18 protein-coding genes are annotated in these 17,781 nt (G+C 69.6%); 8 read left to right on the top strand and 10 right to left on the bottom strand.

Going from position 1 to position 17,781, the window contains the following annotated elements:
- Positions 1-20: 20 nt before the first annotated feature.
- Both NO345_RS10070 and hisF read right to left on the bottom strand, forming a co-directional pair.
- Positions 21-809 (bottom strand): hypothetical protein, encoded by a 789-nt coding sequence (locus NO345_RS10070; RefSeq protein ID WP_256298848.1) that lies wholly within the window; start codon positions 807-809, stop codon positions 21-23.
- A gap of 112 nt (positions 810-921) precedes the next feature.
- Positions 922-1,737: an imidazole glycerol phosphate synthase subunit HisF gene (gene hisF / locus NO345_RS10065; RefSeq protein ID WP_256298847.1), complete on the bottom strand. Its 816-nt coding sequence runs from the start codon at positions 1,735-1,737 to the stop codon at positions 922-924.
- Positions 1,738-1,830: 93 nt separating this feature from the next.
- Between hisF and NO345_RS10060 the strand changes: the two genes are divergently transcribed.
- The gene (locus NO345_RS10060; protein WP_256298846.1) at positions 1,831-2,049 is read left to right on the top strand and encodes a DUF7550 family protein; all 219 of its coding nucleotides are present in this window, start codon (positions 1,831-1,833) and stop codon (positions 2,047-2,049) included.
- 64 nt (positions 2,050-2,113) lie between these two features.
- On the top strand, positions 2,114-2,566 hold the full coding sequence (locus NO345_RS10055; protein WP_256298844.1) for a VOC family protein: 453 nt from the start codon (positions 2,114-2,116) through the stop codon (positions 2,564-2,566).
- A gap of 18 nt (positions 2,567-2,584) precedes the next feature.
- Here NO345_RS10055 and NO345_RS10050 read toward each other — a convergent pair whose 3' ends face one another.
- Positions 2,585-3,478 (bottom strand): 1,4-dihydroxy-2-naphthoyl-CoA synthase, encoded by an 894-nt coding sequence (locus NO345_RS10050; RefSeq protein WP_256298842.1) that lies wholly within the window; start codon positions 3,476-3,478, stop codon positions 2,585-2,587.
- 397 nt (positions 3,479-3,875) lie between these two features.
- Here NO345_RS10050 and NO345_RS10045 point away from each other — a divergent pair, with 397 nt between their 5' ends.
- A complete protein-coding gene (locus NO345_RS10045; RefSeq protein ID WP_256298840.1) occupies positions 3,876-4,829 on the top strand; it encodes a DnaJ domain-containing protein in 954 nt (317 codons plus the stop codon).
- Positions 4,830-4,833: 4 nt separating this feature from the next.
- On the opposite strand, the gene menD is transcribed toward NO345_RS10045, so the two are convergent.
- The 3 genes from menD to NO345_RS10030 form a co-directional block, all read right to left on the bottom strand.
- The gene (gene menD / locus NO345_RS10040; RefSeq protein WP_256298838.1) at positions 4,834-6,609 is read right to left on the bottom strand and encodes a 2-succinyl-5-enolpyruvyl-6-hydroxy-3-cyclohexene-1-carboxylic-acid synthase; all 1,776 of its coding nucleotides are present in this window, start codon (positions 6,607-6,609) and stop codon (positions 4,834-4,836) included.
- A gap of 7 nt (positions 6,610-6,616) precedes the next feature.
- A complete protein-coding gene (locus tag NO345_RS10035) occupies positions 6,617-7,960 on the bottom strand; it encodes an isochorismate synthase (RefSeq protein ID WP_256298837.1) in 1,344 nt (447 codons plus the stop codon).
- Between the two features lie 235 nt (positions 7,961-8,195).
- Complete coding sequence (locus NO345_RS10030; RefSeq protein ID WP_256298836.1) at positions 8,196-8,792, bottom strand: sulfite oxidase-like oxidoreductase; 597 nt, start codon at positions 8,790-8,792, stop codon at positions 8,196-8,198.
- 184 nt (positions 8,793-8,976) lie between these two features.
- Here NO345_RS10030 and NO345_RS10025 point away from each other — a divergent pair, with 184 nt between their 5' ends.
- The 3 genes from NO345_RS10025 (at position 8,977) to crcB (ending at position 10,059) form a co-directional block, all read left to right on the top strand.
- Positions 8,977-9,198: a ribbon-helix-helix domain-containing protein gene (locus NO345_RS10025; protein WP_256298835.1), complete on the top strand. Its 222-nt coding sequence runs from the start codon at positions 8,977-8,979 to the stop codon at positions 9,196-9,198.
- A gap of 112 nt (positions 9,199-9,310) precedes the next feature.
- A complete protein-coding gene (locus NO345_RS10020; RefSeq protein WP_256298834.1) occupies positions 9,311-9,700 on the top strand; it encodes a fluoride efflux transporter FluC in 390 nt (129 codons plus the stop codon).
- A complete protein-coding gene (crcB, locus tag NO345_RS10015) occupies positions 9,697-10,059 on the top strand; it encodes a fluoride efflux transporter CrcB (protein WP_256298833.1) in 363 nt (120 codons plus the stop codon). The genes NO345_RS10020 and crcB overlap by 4 nt, the downstream gene beginning before the upstream one ends.
- Here the strand turns inward: crcB and NO345_RS10010 are convergent.
- The 4 genes from NO345_RS10010 to ppsA all read right to left on the bottom strand — a co-directional run bounded on the left by NO345_RS10010 (position 10,056) and on the right by ppsA (position 15,139).
- Entirely contained in the window at positions 10,056-10,673 is a 618-nt protein-coding gene (locus NO345_RS10010) for a YqaA family protein (RefSeq protein ID WP_438266763.1), read from the bottom strand. The genes crcB and NO345_RS10010 overlap by 4 nt on opposite strands.
- Before the next feature lie 26 nt (positions 10,674-10,699).
- Positions 10,700-11,773 (bottom strand): tyrosine decarboxylase MfnA, encoded by a 1,074-nt coding sequence (gene mfnA / locus NO345_RS10005; protein ID WP_256298832.1) that lies wholly within the window; start codon positions 11,771-11,773, stop codon positions 10,700-10,702.
- A gap of 351 nt (positions 11,774-12,124) precedes the next feature.
- Positions 12,125-12,442, bottom strand: coding sequence for an RPA12/RPB9/RPC11 RNA polymerase family protein (locus tag NO345_RS10000; protein WP_256298831.1), 318 nt, complete (start codon positions 12,440-12,442; stop codon positions 12,125-12,127).
- 387 nt (positions 12,443-12,829) lie between these two features.
- A complete protein-coding gene (gene ppsA, locus NO345_RS09995) occupies positions 12,830-15,139 on the bottom strand; it encodes a phosphoenolpyruvate synthase (RefSeq protein WP_256298830.1) in 2,310 nt (769 codons plus the stop codon).
- 181 nt (positions 15,140-15,320) lie between these two features.
- Here ppsA and NO345_RS09990 point away from each other — a divergent pair, with 181 nt between their 5' ends.
- Complete coding sequence (locus NO345_RS09990) at positions 15,321-16,421, top strand: pyridoxal phosphate-dependent aminotransferase (protein WP_256298829.1); 1,101 nt, start codon at positions 15,321-15,323, stop codon at positions 16,419-16,421.
- 122 nt (positions 16,422-16,543) lie between these two features.
- The gene (locus NO345_RS09985) at positions 16,544-17,764 is read left to right on the top strand and encodes an ArsA family ATPase (RefSeq protein WP_256298828.1); all 1,221 of its coding nucleotides are present in this window, start codon (positions 16,544-16,546) and stop codon (positions 17,762-17,764) included.
- The last annotated feature ends 17 nt before the right edge of the window (positions 17,765-17,781 follow it).

The raw sequence follows: 17,781 nt of genomic DNA, 5'->3' as shown, positions 1-17,781 counted from the left end.
CTGTTCTCGGGGTCGTCGCGTCAGCAGACCGCGTACGCGGCGTAGATCCGCCCGTCGGGAGCGACGTGGATGTCGACCGCGTGGGCGTCGGTCGCGTCGGTGAGCGTCGTGGAGCCCTCGAGGTCCGCGACGAGCACGTCGAACAGTGCCCCCGCGGCGGCGGATTCGTTCTCGAAGTCGTCGATGGTCGCGCCGCCGCCGTCGGTCGAGCCGAGCAGGAAGATCGCCGGCTGGCACTCCGGCGAGAAGTCTCGCAGGCCGCCGACCACCCTGCCGCCGTCGTAGTCGCCGGCGACCTCGCGCTGGTTGGCGAACGTCGCCATGTCGGCGAGGGTCCCGTCGCGGTCGAGCGCCGACTCGCCGCGCTCGGTGCGGTACTCGTCGACGCGGTCCAGCATCCCACGCTCCACGTCGGAGAGGTTCAGCCCGCCGGCCTCGTCCGCGGAGCCGGGCGCGTCGACGACGCGCGGGCCGTTCAGCGCCACGTCGAGGTCCTCGGGAAGCGGGACGACGCCCGTCGCGAACAGCGCGACGACTATCGCGACGACCAGGAAGAGCGGGACGAGCGGCTTCGCGAGCTGGGCGTAGCCCGGCACCGAGATCTCGTCGTCGATATCGCTGTAGTCGGGGCGGCGCTGCTCGAGGTCCATCCCGCCACAGCGGGGACACGGCGGGTTGTTCTTCGCGGACTGGCGACCGCACTCCGGACAGACCCAGACGAAGCCGGTGTACTCGCCGGCCTCGCTCCCGCACGCGTCGCAGGGGGGCGAGGTCGACCGCGTGCCACAGTCGTCGCACTCCCACGCCATCTACCAGTACCTTCGGTCGCGCAGGAAAGTAACTGCCGGTGGACGAATCGGCGACTGCGTGCGGTTCTCGGGGCACCGGTGGTCGGCGTGGCAGTGCTCGCAGTGCGGCACGCTACAGTCGCACCGGGACGTCGTGCTCGTCGAGGTACTCCTTCACCTCGGCGATGGAGTACTCGTCGAAGTGGAAGATGGAGGCCGCGAGCGCGGCGTCCGCGCCGGCGTCGGTGAACACCTCGTACATGTCCTCCGGGCCGCCACAGCCCGAGGAGGCGATGACCGGCGTGTCGACGGCGTCGCAGACCGCCTTCGTCAACGGGATGTCGTAGCCGTCCTTCGTCCCGTCCGAGTCGATGGAGTTGACGAACAGCTCGCCCGCGCCGCGTTCTGCGGCCTCCTGTGCCCACTCGACCACGTCGCGTCCCGTCCCCTCGCGGCCGCCCTTCACGGTGCACTCGAACCAGCAGGACTCCCCATCGACCTGCGCGTAGTGCTCGCCTTGCTCGTCGTAGCGCCGGCGCGCGTCGACGCTGATGACGATGCACTGGTTGCCGAACGCCCGCGCCCCGGCGTTCACGAGCTCGGGGTTCGCCAGCGCGCCCGAGTTGATGGACACCTTGTCCGCGCCGGCCCGCAGCGTCTCCTTGATGTCGTCGGTCGTGCGGATGCCCCCGCCGACGGTCAGCGGGATGAACACCTCGTCGGCCACCGCGCTCACGGTGTCGAGCATCGTCTCCCGGCCGTCCGCCGAGGCGGTGATGTCGAGGAAGACGAACTCGTCCGCGCCCGACTCGTTGTAGAGCCGCGCCATCTCGACGGGGTCACCCGTGTACGCGAGGTCCTCGAAGTTGACGCCCGTGTAGACGGCGGCGTTGCCGTCCTCGTCCAGGTCCACGTCGATGCAGGGGATGATGCGCTTCGTGAGTCCCATTTCCTACCTCGGCGTTCGTGCGTGGCGGGTTTGACGGTTTCGACGGCGGAAGGGTTCGATAGTTTCAGGTAGGGCCTCGCACAACTCCCGGGCATGAGCGAGGACACCGACAGCGTCGAGGCGGAGCACGACGCAGCAGACGACCACGCGCACGACGACCACGGGCACGGCAGCGACCACTCCGACGAGGAGCACGCGGGACGGGTCACCTCCCCGATGCAGGAGTTCGAGACGAGCCAGGTCGCCTTCGGCGCGGTCGTCATGCTCGTCGGCGTCATCGTCACCATCGGGCTGCCGGTGCTGCTGTCCTGAGCCGACGCGCGGATTCTTCTCTCGCGGAGCAACGGTTAGGGCCACGGCCGTCCGAGCATCTCGTATGGCAATCGACGGCCTCCACCACCTCGTCCTGCTCGTCGACGACCTCCCCGCCGCCGAGGACTACTACCGCGACCTGTTCGACCTCGGCGTGCAGTTCCGCGAGGGGTACCGCGACGGCGAGCCCGGCACCGTCCCCGACCACCTGACCTGGCCCGAGGCGGTCGAGGCGGGCATCGAGCCCTCGATGTCGTTCCTCGGACGCGACGGGTTCTTCCTCGCCGTCGCGGCCGACCCGGCCGAGCACGAGGGGACCGGCCGCGTCGACCACGTCGCGCTCGCGGTCAGTCCCGCGACGTTCGAGCTGGTCGCGGAACGGGCCGAAGAACTGGGCGCGTCCGTCGAGTACAACGCCGACCACCACTGCACCTTCGAGGACCGCTACGGGGTCGAGTGGGAGCTGAACGCGAAGCCACGGCCACCCGGCCGGGCGTTCGACGGGTTCTCGGTCTGAAGAACCGGGACGGCTGCGTCAGTAGTGCCAGTCGTACTCCGAGAAGTCCGGGTCGCGGTTCTCGACGAACGCGTCGCGGCCCTCCTGTGCCTCGTCGGTCATGTACGCGAGCCGGGTCGCCTCGCCCGCGAACGTCTGCTGGCCGACCAGCCCGTCGTCGGTCATGTTGAACGCGTACTTGAGCATCCGCATCGCCGTCGGCGACTTGGAGTTCATCTCCGCGGCCCACTCCAGGGCGACGTCCTCAAGCTCGTCGTGGGGGACCACCTCGTTCACCATCCCCATGTCGGCGGCCTCCTGTGCGTCGTACGTCTTCCCGAGGAAGAAGATCTCGCGGGCCTTCTTCTGGCCGACCTGCTTCGCGAGGTAGGCCGACCCGAAGCCGCCGTCGAAGCTCGCCACGTCCGGGTCCGTCTGCTTGAACTTCCCGTGCTCCTCGCTCGCGATGGTCATGTCACAGACCACGTGCAGCGAGTGCCCGCCACCCACTGCCCACCCGGGCACCACGCAGAGCACCGGCTTCGGGATATGCCGGATGAGCCGCTGCACTTCGAGGATGTGCAGCCGCCCGCCTTTCGCCGCGCTCTCCCGGTCGGCGTCCTCGTCGCGGTACTCGTAGCCCTCGCCGCCGCGCACCGTCTGGTCGCCGCCGGAGCAGAACGCCCAGCCGCCGTCCTTCGACGACGGGCCGTTCCCCGTCAGCAGGACACAGCCCACGTCGGTCTGTCGCTTCGCGTGGTCCAGCGCGTCGTACAGCTCGTCGACCGTCCCCGGCCGGAACGCGTTGCGCACGTCCGGCCGGTCGAACGCGATGCGGACCGTCCCGGACGCCGTCGCCCGGTGGTAGGTGATGTCGCGGTAGTCGCGGTCGATCGCCTCCCACCGCGCGGGGTCGAACAGTTCCGAAACCATGCACGGGGGTGGGGTCGGCCACCGGAAATAGATTCGCTTCCGTGTCCGGTGTCTGGATTTTGCGCTGCAGTCGTGGGACTCGATTCCACCTCGAACTGCCAGATAGCCCCGAGACGCTGGAGTCGGGGGCCTGGCGGGACGACCCGGGAGTCCCGTGCGGTCCCGGGAGCGTCGCCCGTCGGGGCTTTCTGGCTGTTGGTAGAGCCTGTGACTCACACGGGTGGCGGGGCTTCCCGGGCGGTATCGGTCCAGTCGTGTCCCCACACACCGACAACATCCGGACGTCCTGCGGCACCAACCGGTCGCTGGTCACGTTTCGAGCGAGAACGTATCGATAGCAGGAACTGTTTTGGGCGTGCCGTCCCAACGTCGACCAACTTCGGGTCCCCCTGACCGCATGACGGAGACGTTCTACGACGTCCTCGGCGTCGATACCGACGCCACGCAGGACGAGATAACGGCGGCCTATCGCGAGCGGGTCAAGGAGACCCATCCCGACCTGAACGACAGCGCGGACGCCGCCGAGGCGTTCCAGCGCGTCGCCGAGGCCGAGGAGATCCTCTCGGACCCAGACGAGCGGGCGCGCTACGACCGGCTCGGGCACGACTCCTACCAGCGGATGTTCGGCGACGCGGACGGGTGGGGGCGAGCGCGCGAGGAGTCTGGCGACGATGAGACGGGCGACGACAGGCGTGGCCGCGAGCGGGCGACGGGCGACGAGCGGCGGGGCTGGGCGGACGGCACGTACGGCAACCGGAACCGGCGGCAGGAGTACCCCGGGTCGGACCGCGAGGCCGGGGAGGGCAACCGCACGAACCGGAGCTACTACGTCGGCGGTACCGACAGGTCGACAGGCACCACGTCCGCCTCGACCGACGGCGGCGCGACCGCAGGGGAGTCGGGGTTCGACGGCGCGGCCCGGCGGAAGACCCGCGGCCAGGGCGAGCACGTCGCCGCCGACGAGGAGGACGACTGGGACGGCTTCTCCGTCCACGACTGGGACGAGGAGGAGTTAGAGCAGGAGCCAGTCACGGTCAGCCTCTCCCAGCAGTCGCTGGTGCTCGCCGCGCTGACGTTCCTGATGTACCCGTTCCTCGCGTACGTCACCGTCTCGCCACAGCTGAACCCGTTCGTCAACGTCGTCATCGGGGCGTGTACGCTGCTGTTGCTCGGCTACCTGCTGACCATCCCCCGCGTCGCGGTGGTGGGCTTCGGCGCGCTGAGCGTCGGACTGCCACTCGTGCTCGCGTTCGTCGGCGTGAACCTGCTCGCGCCGATGAGCGTGTTCCTCGTCGGGGCCTGCGTCGTCCCGTTCTGGTACGCGATGGCGTTCAGGCACGTCGTCGGCTGACGGGTCAGAACAGGTCGGCCACCGAGTCCGCGAGTCGCTCGCGGACTCGATGGCTAGTGCCGGCGTCGAACGGCACCTCGATGACCTGCGTGCCGTCCATCGCGAGCGATTCCCGATAGGTGTCGGCGAACTCGTCGGGACCGACCCGCTGGAAGGAGAGGTCGTAGAGGTCGCCGGTCGGCGCGAAGTCCAGCCCGTGGGGTGTGACGAACTGCTCGGTGAAGGGCGGGTCGAACTCCTCGATGGGGAGCAGGTGGAAGATGCCGCCGCCGTCGTTGTTCACGCAGACGACGGTCGCGTCGACACCACAGCGCGCCAGCGCGAGCAGCCCGTTCATGTCGTGGTAGTACGCGAGGTCACCCGTCAGCACGACGAGCGGGTCGTCGGTGGCGCTGCCCGCACCGAATCCAGTAGACAGGATGCCGTCGATGCCGCTCGCGCCCCGATTGGCGAGGACGGTGAGGTCTGCGTCCCGCGGGACGCCGAAGCGGTCGGCGTCCCGGACCGCCATCGAGTTCGAGACGAAGACGGTGGCAGGGTCCGGTGCGTCGGCGAGCACGCGGTGAGCGATAGCTCCTTCGGGCGTCTCGTCGGCGATGAACTCCTCGACGTGCTCCCAGTAGCGTGATTCCACGTCGGCGAGGCGGTCGGCGTAGTCGGAGTCGGTAGACGCTCCGACGGCTTCAGCGAGCGCCCGCGCGGTCCTGGTCGGGTCGGCGACGACCAGGTCCGAGCAGACGAACTCGGCGTCGCGCCACTCGCCCATCGGGTCGACGATGACCTGCGGGGCGTCGATCTCCGCGAGCGCCTTCCGGAGGGGTTTCGAGGTCGCCGACGCGCCGAACCGGAGGACGAAATCGGGGTCGAGGTCGAGCGCGTGGACGTAGCCGTCGTAGCCGCCGAGGACCGTCGCGTCGTCGCGGTACCCGACGTGCTCGCCGAAGCGGACGCTGGAGAGCGGGTCCGCGAGGACGGGGAAGCCCGTCGCGGCGGAGAGCGCAGCCACGGCCGCCGGCCAGTCGTCGTCCGCGAGCGTCGCCGGGTCGGCGGGGCCGGCGAGGACGAGTCCCGAGTCGGCCCCGCCGACCGCGTCGGCGAGGTCGCACAGCTCCCCGTCGCCGAGTTCGGGGCGGCCCTGGTGTCGACGGACGTAGGGCGTGCCGTCGGCACCGCGCCCCAGCGCCGCGCGTTCGTCGCCCTCGTGCCAGTTCTCGGGCACGTCGCCCGCGACGGGCGTGGGCTCCAGCGGCTTGCGGAACGGGCAGTTGAGGTGGACCGGACCCGCGTCGCTTCCCGTCGCCTCGGCGAGGGCACGGGCGGCGTCGGTTCGCAGCCGGCGGAGCTTCCGCGGCGTCGGCTCCGGCTCGGGCAGGTCGCGGTACCAGCGCACCGCCCTCCCGTACAGCTTCTCCTGGTCGATGGTCTGGTTCGCCCCGGAGTCCCGCAGCTCGGGCGGGCGGTCGGCGGTCAACGCGAGCAGCGGCACGCGCGCCTGGTTCGCCTCGACGATGGTGGGGTGGAAGTTCGCCGCCGCGGTGCCGGAGGTGCAGACGAGCGCAGTCGGCTCGCCGGTCCGGCGGCCACGGCCGAGCGCGAAGAACGCCGCGGAGCGCTCGTCGAGGTGCGAGAACGCCTCGATGTCGTCGTGGGCGTCGAAGGCGACCGTGAGCGGGGTCGAGCGGCTGCCCGGCGCGATGCACGCCGCGGTGAGCCCGCCGGCTGCGAGCTCGTCGACGAGGGTCTCGGCCCAGAGGACGTTCCGGTTGGGGTACTCGCTCACGGGTGGGTCACTCGAGTTCGTCGAGCAGCGGGCGGTACTTCAGCTGGACCTCGTCCCACTCCTCCTGCGGGTCGGAGTCCGCGACGATGCCGTTGCCCGCGAACAGCGTGGCGCTGCGGCCACCGGCCAGCCCGGACCGGATACCGACGAGGAACTCACCGTCGCCGTCCGCGTCGAACCAGCCGATGGGCGCGGCGTACCAGCCGCGCTCGAACGTCTCCACGTCGCGGATGGTCTCCGCCGCCACCTCGGGCGGGAGCCCGCCGACGGCGGGCGTCGGGTGCAGCGCCCCCACGATGTCCAGTACGTGCGTCTCGCGGTCGAGGTCGACCGTGATCGGCGTCCGGAGGTGCTGGATGTTCGCCAGCTTCCGGACCGTCTGCTCGCCCTCCGAGACCTCGCCGAGCGGCGCGAGCTGGTCGCAGATGGCGTCGACGACGAGGCGCTGCTCGTGCTGTATCTTCGCCGATTCCACGAGTTCGGCGGCGAGGTCGGCGTCGGCCTCGGGTGTGCCACCGCGCCCGACCGAGCCGGCCAGCGCCTCGGTCTCGACGTGCCGGCCCGTGCGCTTGACGAGTCGTTCCGGCGGTGCACCGAGAAAGCCGGCCTCCTCCGTCGGCTGGACGAGGAACCGGTAGCAGTTCGGGTACGTCCGTCGCAGGCGTTCGAGCACGTCCGGCAGGTCCACCACGCCCGCGAGGTCGACCTCCAGCGCGCAGGCCAGCACCACCTTCTGCAGGTCGCCGGCCTCGACGCGCTCGACGGCGTCGGCGACCTGTGCGGTCCAGACCTCCTTCGGCGTCGGGCGTCGAACCTCGGTCACGCCCGGTCGTGTCCCGGCGGGCCGCATCTTCGGCAGGTCCCCGACGGCGTCGACCTCCCGGTCGAGCGCCGTGGCGACGTCGTCCGGGTCCGCGTCGGGCTCGTACCGGTTCACGGTGAGCCACGTGCCGTCGTCGGTCCGCGTGAGCTGCACCTCGGGGAGGACGAACTCGGCGGCGGGGAAGCCGGCCCACGGTGGCTCCGGCTCGTGGTCGTCGAGGAAGGCGAACCCACCCACGAGGCGGGGTCGCGGCGCGTCGGAGTTGGAGCAGTCGGCGTCGGCGAACAGCCCCTCGGCGGCGGTCCGGACCGACTCGAACCGGTCCTCGCCGCTGGCCGTGAGCCGGGCGGCGACCCCAGCGCCCGAAAGCTCCAGCCCCTCGTGGCTGGCCCACTGCAGACGCGGCGGGTCGCGTGCCGCGAGGAAGGCCCGGAAGGAGACGTCCGCGATGGGGCGACTCCGGCTGACGAGTGTGGCGTCCTCGCGCGTCGCGCTCGCGACGCCCGCCTCGCTGCCCGCTCGTTCCATTGCCCCCATCTCAGGGGGCGGTCGTATAAAGGGTGTTCATTATCGGAGGCGCGCGTCCGAAGCCACCTAGGTTTGCTCGGGGTCATACCGGGATCGTGCTGCATCTGAGCCAGCACCGACACCAACTGACCCGTCTTCGAAGAGCTCGATACACATGGATTGACCCCCGATCGAACCGCCGTCTCTCTACTTGAAGGCACCACATCACTTCGCAGAATCAGCGACGTGCCCTCATCTAGCTGTACCGTTCCTCGTTCCAGGGGTTGGCGGTGTTCGAGTAGCCGCGTCGCTCCCAGTAGCCGCGCTCGGCCTCGGTGAGGAACTCGACGCCGCAGACCCACTTCGCGCCCTTGTAGGCGTACTTGTGGGGCGTGACGACCCGGAGGGGGCCGCCGTGGTCCGGCGGGAGGTCCTCGCCGTCGAACTGCCAGGTGAAGAGCACCTCGTCGCGCATGCACTCCTCGAGGGGCAGGTTCGTCGTGTAGTCGTCGAGCGCCGAGAACATGACGTGGGTGGCGTCGTCGTGGACGCCGGCCCGTTCGGCGAGTTCGGGGAAGGTGACGCCCTCGAACTCGCAGTCGAACTTCGACCAGCCGGTGACGCAGTGGAAGTCCTGGCGCTGCGTCACGCTCGGGAGGTTTCGGAACTCGTCGTAGTCGAAGGTGAGCTCGTCCTCGACCGCGCCGGTGACGCGGAACTCCCACGTGTCGGGGTCGAACTTCGGGGTGTTCCCCTTCGAGAGCACGGGGAACTTCGAGGTCTCGCGCTGGCCCGGCGGGAGTCGGTCCTCGCCGTACTCCTCGTAGAGGTCCGTGACGTCGGTGACGCTCATACCCACCATTCGGGGCCGCGCTACCGTAGGGGTGACGGAACCGACTCGGTGAGAACGGGCGGCGTCCACGGGGGCGGGGACCGTCCGAACCGGCCCCCGTGGTCCCCTCGAAACGACCGGTCGTGCACCGGCGCTGCCATCCCCAACAGGCTTAAATACCACATCACCGAAGCCCCTACCACTGATGCCAAAGGTCGAAATCAACATCCCCGAACATCTCGAGATGCAGATCACGCAGATGGTAGAGCGTGGAGAGTTCGTGAACCGCGAGGAGGCCATCGAGGATCTGATCTCGACCGGGATCAAGGCCTACAAGACCAGTGGGCCGATCGACGACGACGAGCCCGGTGGTGGCGGCTACGAGGACGACGGGATGATGGGCCACGAAGACGAGTACGTCTTCTGAACGAGACTCGGGGACGTGTAGAACGGGGGTCGTTGTTCGACAGTTCCACGCGAGCGACCGCGTTCGTCCGAAGTCGGCGGACTTTTGACCCGTGCTGCGACACTCCGTCTCGATGAGCGACGGGACCCATGCACGGACGCTCGCGCTGGTCGCGAGCGGCGGCTTCGCCGGCGCGAACGCCCGGTGGGGCGTCGACCTCGCGCTCGCGGGCGTCCCGACGGGTCTCGCCGGCACGCTCGCCGCCAACGTGGTCGGCTGCGTGCTGCTCGGCTTCCTCGTCTCGCTCGACCGCGACCGCGTCCCCCGCCGGGCCCGTCTCGCCGTCGGCACCGGCTTCCTCTCCTCCTTCACCACGTACAGCACGTTCGTCGTCGGCACGGCGACGAGCGAACCGGCCGTCGCCGTCGGCTACGTCGTGGCGACGTACGCGCTCGGGTTCGCGGGGGTCGGTGTCGGCCGGTTGGCGGCGGGCCGGGTCGGAAGCAGGGAGGTGCCGGCATGAATCTACCAGCCCCACTGCTCGTCGGCCTCGGCGGCGCGGTCGGTGCGGTGGGCCGCCAGCTCGTCTCGGTCGCGCTCACCCGACGCGAGGAGGCCGTCCCCCGCGGGACGTTCGTGGTGAACGTCGTCGGGAGCTTCGTCCTCGCCGCGCTCACCGCGGCCAGCCCGGGTGGCGACGTGGCACTGCTCGTCGGCACCGGGGCCTGCGGCGCGTTCACGACGTTCTCCTCGTTCGGCGTCGCGACCGTCGACCGGCTCGAACGCGGCCGCTGGCTCGCGGCGGCGCTCAACGCGTTCGGGACGCTCGCGGCCTGTCTGCTCGCGGTCGTGGTCGGGTGGGGCGTCGGCCACGCGCTCTAGAGGAACACGAACGCGACGCCGAAGGCACCCATCGTCACGAGCAGCCGGCCGACGCTGCCCGCGAACGTCGCCAGCGCGAACTTCTTGTAGTCGCGTTCGAGCACCGCGAACGCGTAGATGGAGATGGTGTCGGGGAAGAACGGCACCGACAGCGCCATCGCCAGCCCGACGTAGCCGTACCGCCGGGCGAGCTCGACGGACTTCTTCTCGGACCACTCGATGATGTTGAACCGCGAGTTCCGGAGGAACCGGACGACGGGTCCGGACTCCTTGGCCTCCTGTCCGATGTGGAACGCGAACACGCTGCCCGCAGCCTTCCCGACGCCGCTGACGACGATGACGATGGCGTACTCGAGGTAGGTCGGCAGCCCGAGCGCGAGGGTCCCCGTCCTGACCGGGGCGAGGACGACCTCGCTCGGGAGCGGCAGCACGAACGCGATGAGGAAGGAGTAGACAGCGATGATGGCGAGCCCGATGACGCCCGACGCGTTCCGGACCGCCTCGGCCAGCCCGGCGAAGTCGGGGATGAACTCGGAGAGCGGGAGCCAGACCACCGGATCGACGGACAGGAACGTGTCGAGGAGGGCGAGCGACGGGGTCGAGACGGTGGACACTACGTTCGCCTCGGCGGTCCGCCGACCTAAGTGTTAATGTTCGCAGTGGGCTGCAGTCGGTCGACGTCGGCGACGAACGCCTCGAGCACGTCGCGGGTGACGTGGGGCATGCAGACGATGCGGAGCTTGCCGTCCGCGGTCCGGGAGACCCGCCAGTCGGCCTCGCGCAGCGACTCGAACAGCTCGTCCGACATCGGGACCGCGACCAGCGGCAGTTCGGGCTCGACCACGTCGAACCCCCGCTCGGAGAGCGCGTCGGCGACCCACTCGGCGTTGGCCTGCGCCCGCTCGTACTGCTCGCGGTAGCCGTCGGGCCAGAGTTCGTCCATCGCCGCCGCCGCGCTCGCGACGCCCGCACCGGAGCGGGTGCCCGTGAGCGTCGCCTGCTTCGCCGACTCGAGGTACGGCGTGTCGACGGCGAGCGCGTCGAACAGCCCGCCGTCGCGGGCGACCAGCCCGCCCGCCGGGATAGCCGCCGCGCCCATCTTGTGCGGATCGATGGTCATCGTGTCGACGTCGGCGTGCCCGAAGTGCCACTCGTGGTCGGTGAAGGGGAGGACGAAGCCGCCCCAGGCCGCATCGACGTGACAGAGCGCGCCCACGTCGTCCGCGAGCTCGGCGAGTTCGGGGATGGGATCGACCCTGCCGTACTCGGTCGTCCCGGCGACGCCGACGACGAGCGCGGTGTCCTCGTCGCAGAACCGGCGCACTGCACCCACGTCGGCGGTCCAGTCGTCGGTGAGCGGGGCGACCCGGAGCTCCACCGAGAGCACGTCGGCGGCCTTCTGGAACGAGAAGTGCGCGCTCTCCGGCACGACGACGTTCGGCGTGCTCGACACCGCCCGGTTGCGGGCGATGCGCACCGCCTGGATGTTCGCCTCCGTACCACCGCTGGCGATGTAGCCCGCTGGGTCGTCGAGGCCGACGAGTTCGCCGAGACCGGCGATGGCCTCGTCCTCCAGGTCCGCGACGCTCTGGTACGTCGCGGGGTCGCCGGGGTTCGTGGCGAGGAACCGCTCTGCGGCCTCGCGGGCGACCGGGTGGGGTTCCGTGCACATCGAGGAGAGCACCCGGTCGAACGCCTGTGGCTGGCCGCGCATGCCTCTATCTTCGGGTTGTGGAATTTAGGGGTTGCGTTCGCGGGTGAGCGTGGTGGAGTCGCGTCGGTGGTAGATTCAACTGGAGACGGGCGAATCGGCTGTTGAGCGGGTCTGCGAGTCGGGTGGTCTGGGTTACCGAGGAGTCCGAACACTGCCCGTGTTCGGTTCCGTCTCTGGAGATAGCGTGTTCCAACGACGGCTCTCGTGACAGAGGTCGGTGATCGCCTCGAGAACGTCGTGGGAGCCGGTTTGGCGTCGGCGTGTGGCTCCGAGACCGAGTAACCCAGGGAGTTGAGACGCTGCTGTGGCGGTCTGTGCATGTGCCAACGGCGGGGTCCGCGAGATGCGCCGTCAGGACTCGCGCCACTTCTGGCCGCACTCGACGCAGGTGAACAGCCGGACCTCGTAGGAGCCGCCCGGCTTCGGCATCATCTCGTAGTAGGCCCGGTCGCTATCGCAGTCGTCCGCCGGACAGGGCTCCTGCATCGTCTCGGTGGATCCCTGGGTCGCGTCGGCCACGTCGGGTGACCCGTCGTCCCGCTGTCCATCCTGGGTCGTCATCGCCGCTTCTGCTTGCGAGTCCCGTGGCTCCTCGTTCTCACAGGAGCGACACACCCACGTGTCGCCCTCCGTGTGCATGATCGAACCACACCCGTCACAGAATTGCATGTAACGTAGGAGCACACGGTTGTCTGATATATGTGTTAACTTCCGATCCGTCGTGGATTGTCGGTCACCGCTCATACTGACTGTACTGAGTCATCGACGGGGCAACGTCTGAGCGTGCCCGACATCCAGCAACTGGCCACGGGGTGGCGTAGGTACGGCCCAGGATCCCGGGACGAAAGTGGACGTCGGTGTCGGAGTCATCGGACCTGTCGCGGGAATGCTCGCCATCAGACAACTACCAGCCGCTCAGCAGTATCACGAGGGACACCCTCAACCGCTGGCATCGGGCTTTCACCGGCTCTATTCGGACTACAGACACTAGCGGAGTTACCTGCACCGACCGAGACGACGCACCGGAAAACGGACCCCTCGAACCGCCAACCGCGGTTACCGGACCGAGTCGAGCACGAGCTTCTGCTCGGTGCGCTTGACCTCGTGCTGGACGTCGCGGACGGCGTCGATGTTCGCGGAGATGCTGGAGATGCCGGTGTTGACGAGGTGCTGGACCATCTGGGGCTTGGAGCCGGCCTGCCCGCAGATGCTCGTGTCGACGTCGTGCTCGCGGCAGGTCTCGATGGTCTGGCTGATGAGTTCGAGGATGGCCGGGTGGAGCTCGTCGAAGCGGTCGGCGACGTTCTCGTTGTTCCGGTCCACCGCGAGGACGTACTGGGTCAGGTCGTTCGTACCGAAGGAGGCGAAGTCGATGCCGGCGTCGGCCATCTCGCCCACGGAGAGCGCGGCGGCCGGCGTCTCGACCATCACGCCCCAGCGACGCTTGGACGGGTCGATGCCCGCCTCCTCCATCAGCTGACGGACCTGGAGGACGTCCTCGGCGTCGTTGACGAGTGGGAGCATGATCTCGACGTTGTCGTAGCCCATCGAGAACAGGCGACGGAACGCCTCCAGCTCGTGCTTGAACACCTCCGGCCGGTCGAGGCTACGGCGCACGCCGCGGTAGCCGAGCATCGGGTTGTGCTCCTGGGGTTCGTCCTCGCCGCCCTGGAGCTGCCGGAACTCGTCGGTCGGCGCGTCGAGCGTCCGCACCCGGACCGGGCGCGGGTAGAACTCCTCAGCGACGCGCTGGACGCCGTCGATGATCTCGTCGACGTACGCCTCCTCGCCGTGGTCCGCGATGTAGCGCTCGGGCGTCTTGTTGGTCGAGAGGATCATGTGCTCCATGCGGAGCAGGCCGACGCCGTCGGCACCGGTCGCAGCCGCGCGCTCTGCGGCCTCCGGGATGGAGACGTTGACCTTCACCTCGGTCGCGGTCATCGGCTTCACCGGGGCCTGCGGGCGGACCTCCTCGACGGGCTCGCGCTCCTCGTCGGTCTGGGTCTTGCCCTCGCGGATGGTCCCCTTGTCGCCGTCGAGGGTGATCATCTGCCCGTCGTCGAGCGTCGTCGTTGCATCGCCCGCGCCGACGACGGCGGGGACGCCGAGCTCGCGAGAGACGATGGCGGCGTGGCTGGTCATCCCGCCCTCGTCGGTGACGATGCCGGCGGCACGGCGCATCGCGGGCACCATGTCGGGGGTCGTCATCTCGGTGACGATGATGTCGCCCTCGCCGACCTTGTCCAGCTGGTCGAGCTTCTTCACGATGCGCGCCCGGCCGGAGGCGATGCCCGGGCTGGAGCCGAGGCCGCGGACGAGCACGTCGTCGCCACCGCCGCCGTCGGTCGCGCTCGCCTCGCCCGGCGTGTCGCTGTCGATGTCGGGGTCGACGCGCGTCTCGTCGGCCTCGCCCACGTCACCTTCGGCGATGGTGGTAATCGGCCGGGACTGGAGCATGTACACCTCGCCATCGGCGATCGCCCACTCCACGTCCTGCGGCGTCTCGTAGTGCTCCTCGACGGTGATGCCGAGCTCGCGCAGCTCGGCGAGCTCGTCGTCCGAAAGCACGCGGGCCTCGCGCTGGTCGGTCGGCACCTCGACCTCGGCCGTGTGGCCCGTCTCGGGGTCCTTTATCATCTGCACCTTCTTGTCCGCGACGGTCACCTCCTCGACCGTGCCGGAGTCGCGGTCGAGGTGGTAGTTGTCGGGGGAGACGCTGCCGGAGACGACGGCCTCGCCGAGCCCCCACGCGGCCTCGATTATCATCGTCGCCGCGCCGGTCGACGGGTGGCTGGTGAACATGACGCCGGACTTCTCGGCGTCGACCATCTGCTGGACGACGACCGCGATGTTCACGTCGTCGTGTGCGAAGCCCTGCTGGGTGCGGTAGTAGATCGCGCGCTGGGTGAACAGCGACGCCCAGCACTCGCGCACGCGCTGGAGCAGGTCCTCCTCGGTGACGTTGAGGAACGTCTCCTGCTGGCCCGCGAACGAGGCGTCGGGGAGGTCCTCCGCGGTCGCCGAGGAGCGCACCGCGACGAACGCCTCGCCGTCGCCGACGTGGCTGTAGGCGTCGAGTATCTCCTCGCGCAGCTCGTCGGGGAACTCCGCTCCCAGGATGAGTTCGCTCGCGCGCGCCTCGGCCTCGGCGAGCGCCTCGGTGTCGTCGACGTCAACGTCGACCGCCTCGAACAGTTCCTCGTCGATGCCTGCCGCCTCGATGAACTCCCGGTACGTCTCAGCCGTGACGACGAACCCAGGAGGCACGGGGAGCCCTGCACCCGTGAGTTCGCCCAGGGACGCCCCCTTGCCACCGACCGATTCCAGGTCGTCGGCCCGGATGTCGTCCAGCCAGAGTACTGCCATTCGTATGCGGAGACACCCCGGCACCGTTAAAGAAGATTCCGGGAACTGGCGGTCGATTCTGACTCGGTGTCGAGTGAACGTTCGTGCCGCGGGGCAAGTGTTGCCTTCGTAATGCCCTCCCTACCACAGCCGGTCCGTCGGACCCGAAAGAAAGACCCACTCGGGCGTCGACTGGCCGACCATGGAGTACGAGAAACCGCTCTTCTTCGAGATCATGTCGTACGCGGTCCACGCCGACCGCGACGTGGTCGACATGGTCAGTGGGAACCCCGACTGGGAGCCGCCGGAGCCCCTGCGCGACGGCCTGCGCGAGTACGCCGACTTCGACCAGTCGGAGTTCCAGTACGCGCCCTCGGAGGGCCTGCGCGACCTGCGCGAGGAGATCGCCGCACGCCGGGGCGTCGACGAGTCACAGATCGTCGTCACGAACGGCGGCGGCGAGGCGAACTACCTCGCGATGGCCCGCGCGCTCGAACGCGGTGCCGGCGACGAGGTCATCCTGACGGACCCCGTCTATCCGTACTACCCCGGCAAGACCTCGATGCTCGGCGGCACGCAGCGGTTCGTCCCGACCGACGACGACGGCACGCTCGACCCCGCGGCGGTGCGCGAGGCGGCCAGCGACGACACCGCCTGCATCGTCGTCAACTCGCCGAACAACCCCACGGGCGCGGTCTACCCCGAGGAGACCATCCGCGAGCTCGTCGCCGTCGCGGAGGAGCACGACGCCATCCTCGTCAGCGACGAGGTGTACGACCACTACGACCGCTCGGGCCGCTTTTCGAGCGCGCTGTCGGTCGACTCCGACCACCGAATCGTGACGAACTCGTTCTCGAAGACGTTCGCCATCACGGGCTTCCGCGTCGGCTACGCCGTCTTCCCCGAGGAGCACGTCGAGGCCGCGAAGGCCCGGCACATGCTCGTCAACGTCGCCACCACGCGCCCGGGCCAGCACGCCGTCCTCCAGGCGCTCCGGCACACCGACCCCGCGTACCACGAGGCGAACCGCCAGCTCCTCGCCGACCGCGTCGACACCTTCACCGACGCGCTCGACGAGGCCGGCGCGGCGTACACCGAGCCCGACGGCGCGTTCTACGTCATGGCCCGGTTCGACGGCTACCCCGGCACCATCGCGAACACGAAAGCACTCATCGACGACGCCGGCGTCGCTGGCATGCCCGGGGAAGCCTTCGGCGAGGCGTTCGACGACTGGTTCCGGTTCGCGCTCGTCACGCCCCGGGTCGAGGAGGCCGCCGACCGGCTCGCCGAGCGGTTCGGGTGAGGCTATCCCAACAGGTGGGGGAAAGAAGATGCGTCCCGTTTCCCTCTCTCTCTCACTGCCTCCGGCCCACAACCGATAGCGGGACCGATGAGTACACAAGTCGTCGGCCGATACCCGGGCGCATGAGCGACATCAGCGTCGACCCGGTCGACGAGGTCGAGGACGCCGACGACGCGAGCGCGGACCACGCCGAGGAGACCACCCACCCGGCCGACGGCATCGAGGTCGACGCGGTGGACGAGAATCTCGACGAAGCGACGACGGACGCGCTGGACGGCGTCGACGCCCCCGAGTACGTCCTCTACGGCGGGAAGGGCGGCGTCGGCAAGACGACGATGGCGGCCGCGACGGCCCTCGCCAGCGCGGCCGACGGGACGCGCACGCTCGTCGTCTCTACGGACCCGGCGCACTCGCTGTCGGACACGTTCGAGACGGAGATTCCAGCGGAGCCGACGCGCATCCGCGAGGAGATCCCGCTGTTCGCCGCCGAGATCGACCCCGAGCAGGCGATGGCGGAGGGGGAGGCGCTGTTCGGCGGCGCGGGCGGTGGGCAGGATGGCGACCCCTTCGGCGACGACTCCGGCGCGGGGCCGATGGCCGGCGACGACGCGATGGGCCAGGGACCGATGGGCGGCCTCGGCGACATGCTCGGCGGCGACGGCGAGGACCCCATGAGCTCGATGCTCGGCGGCGCGATGCCCGGCGCGGACGAGGCCGCCGCCATGCAGCTCTTCCTGGAGTACCTCGACGACCCGCGATTCGACCGCGTCGTCGTCGACACCGCGCCGACGGGCCACACGCTCCGCCTGCTCGAACTCCCCGAGGTCATGGACACGATGGTCGGCCGCATCGCCAAGATGCGCGAGCGACTCAGTGGCCTGATGGGCGGGCTCGGCGGGATGTTCGGCGGGGGCGACGAGGCGACCCAGCAGTCGCCCGACCTCGACGAGCTGGCCGACCGCATCGAGCGCCTCCGGGCGGTCCTTCGCGACCGGAACCGGACCGACTTCCGCATCGTCATGGTGCCCGAGGAGATGAGCGTCTTCGAGTCCCGCCGGCTGCGCGCACAGCTCGCCGACTTCGAGATCCCGGTCGGGACCGTCGTCGTCAACCGGGTGATGGAGGACCTCGCCGACGTGACCGACGCGGTCGACGCCGACGAGTTCGTGAAGCCGAACCTCGCCGACTGCGAGTTCTGCCAGCGCCGCTGGGACGTCCAGCAGTCCGCGCTGGCGGAGGCACAGGAGCTGTTCCGCGGGACCGACGTGCGCCGCGTCCCGCTGTTCGCCGACGAGGTGCGGGGCGAGCGGATGTTGAGGATCGTGGCCGCCTGTCTGGACTGAACGCGCTGCGAGCAGAA

Origin of the sequence: Haloarchaeobius salinus (assembly GCF_024464185.1) — an archaeon.
Classification (GTDB): Archaea; Halobacteriota; Halobacteria; order Halobacteriales; family Natrialbaceae; genus Haloarchaeobius; species Haloarchaeobius salinus.
This window is presented reverse-complemented; position numbering and strand designations above follow the sequence as displayed.

Bases quoted from the DNA above. Each gene is read 5' to 3' on its own strand.
- NO345_RS10070 (WP_256298848.1), bottom strand. From the start codon at position 809: ATGGCGTGGGAGTGCGACGACTGTGGCACGCGGTCGACCTCGCCCCCC.
- hisF (WP_256298847.1), bottom strand. From the start codon at position 1,737: ATGGGACTCACGAAGCGCATCATCCCCTGCATCGACGTGGACCTGGAC.
- NO345_RS10060 (WP_256298846.1), top strand. From the start codon at position 1,831: ATGAGCGAGGACACCGACAGCGTCGAGGCGGAGCACGACGCAGCAGAC.
- NO345_RS10055 (WP_256298844.1), top strand. From the start codon at position 2,114: ATGGCAATCGACGGCCTCCACCACCTCGTCCTGCTCGTCGACGACCTC.
- NO345_RS10050 (WP_256298842.1), bottom strand. From the start codon at position 3,478: ATGGTTTCGGAACTGTTCGACCCCGCGCGGTGGGAGGCGATCGACCGC.
- NO345_RS10045 (WP_256298840.1), top strand. From the start codon at position 3,876: ATGACGGAGACGTTCTACGACGTCCTCGGCGTCGATACCGACGCCACG.
- NO345_RS10035 (WP_256298837.1), bottom strand. From the start codon at position 7,960: ATGGAACGAGCGGGCAGCGAGGCGGGCGTCGCGAGCGCGACGCGCGAG.
- NO345_RS10030 (WP_256298836.1), bottom strand. From the start codon at position 8,792: ATGAGCGTCACCGACGTCACGGACCTCTACGAGGAGTACGGCGAGGAC.
- NO345_RS10025 (WP_256298835.1), top strand. From the start codon at position 8,977: ATGCCAAAGGTCGAAATCAACATCCCCGAACATCTCGAGATGCAGATC.
- NO345_RS10020 (WP_256298834.1), top strand. From the start codon at position 9,311: ATGAGCGACGGGACCCATGCACGGACGCTCGCGCTGGTCGCGAGCGGC.
- crcB (WP_256298833.1), top strand. From the start codon at position 9,697: ATGAATCTACCAGCCCCACTGCTCGTCGGCCTCGGCGGCGCGGTCGGT.
- mfnA (WP_256298832.1), bottom strand. From the start codon at position 11,773: ATGCGCGGCCAGCCACAGGCGTTCGACCGGGTGCTCTCCTCGATGTGC.
- NO345_RS10000 (WP_256298831.1), bottom strand. From the start codon at position 12,442: ATGCAATTCTGTGACGGGTGTGGTTCGATCATGCACACGGAGGGCGAC.
- ppsA (WP_256298830.1), bottom strand. From the start codon at position 15,139: ATGGCAGTACTCTGGCTGGACGACATCCGGGCCGACGACCTGGAATCG.
- NO345_RS09990 (WP_256298829.1), top strand. From the start codon at position 15,321: ATGGAGTACGAGAAACCGCTCTTCTTCGAGATCATGTCGTACGCGGTC.
- NO345_RS09985 (WP_256298828.1), top strand. From the start codon at position 16,544: ATGAGCGACATCAGCGTCGACCCGGTCGACGAGGTCGAGGACGCCGAC.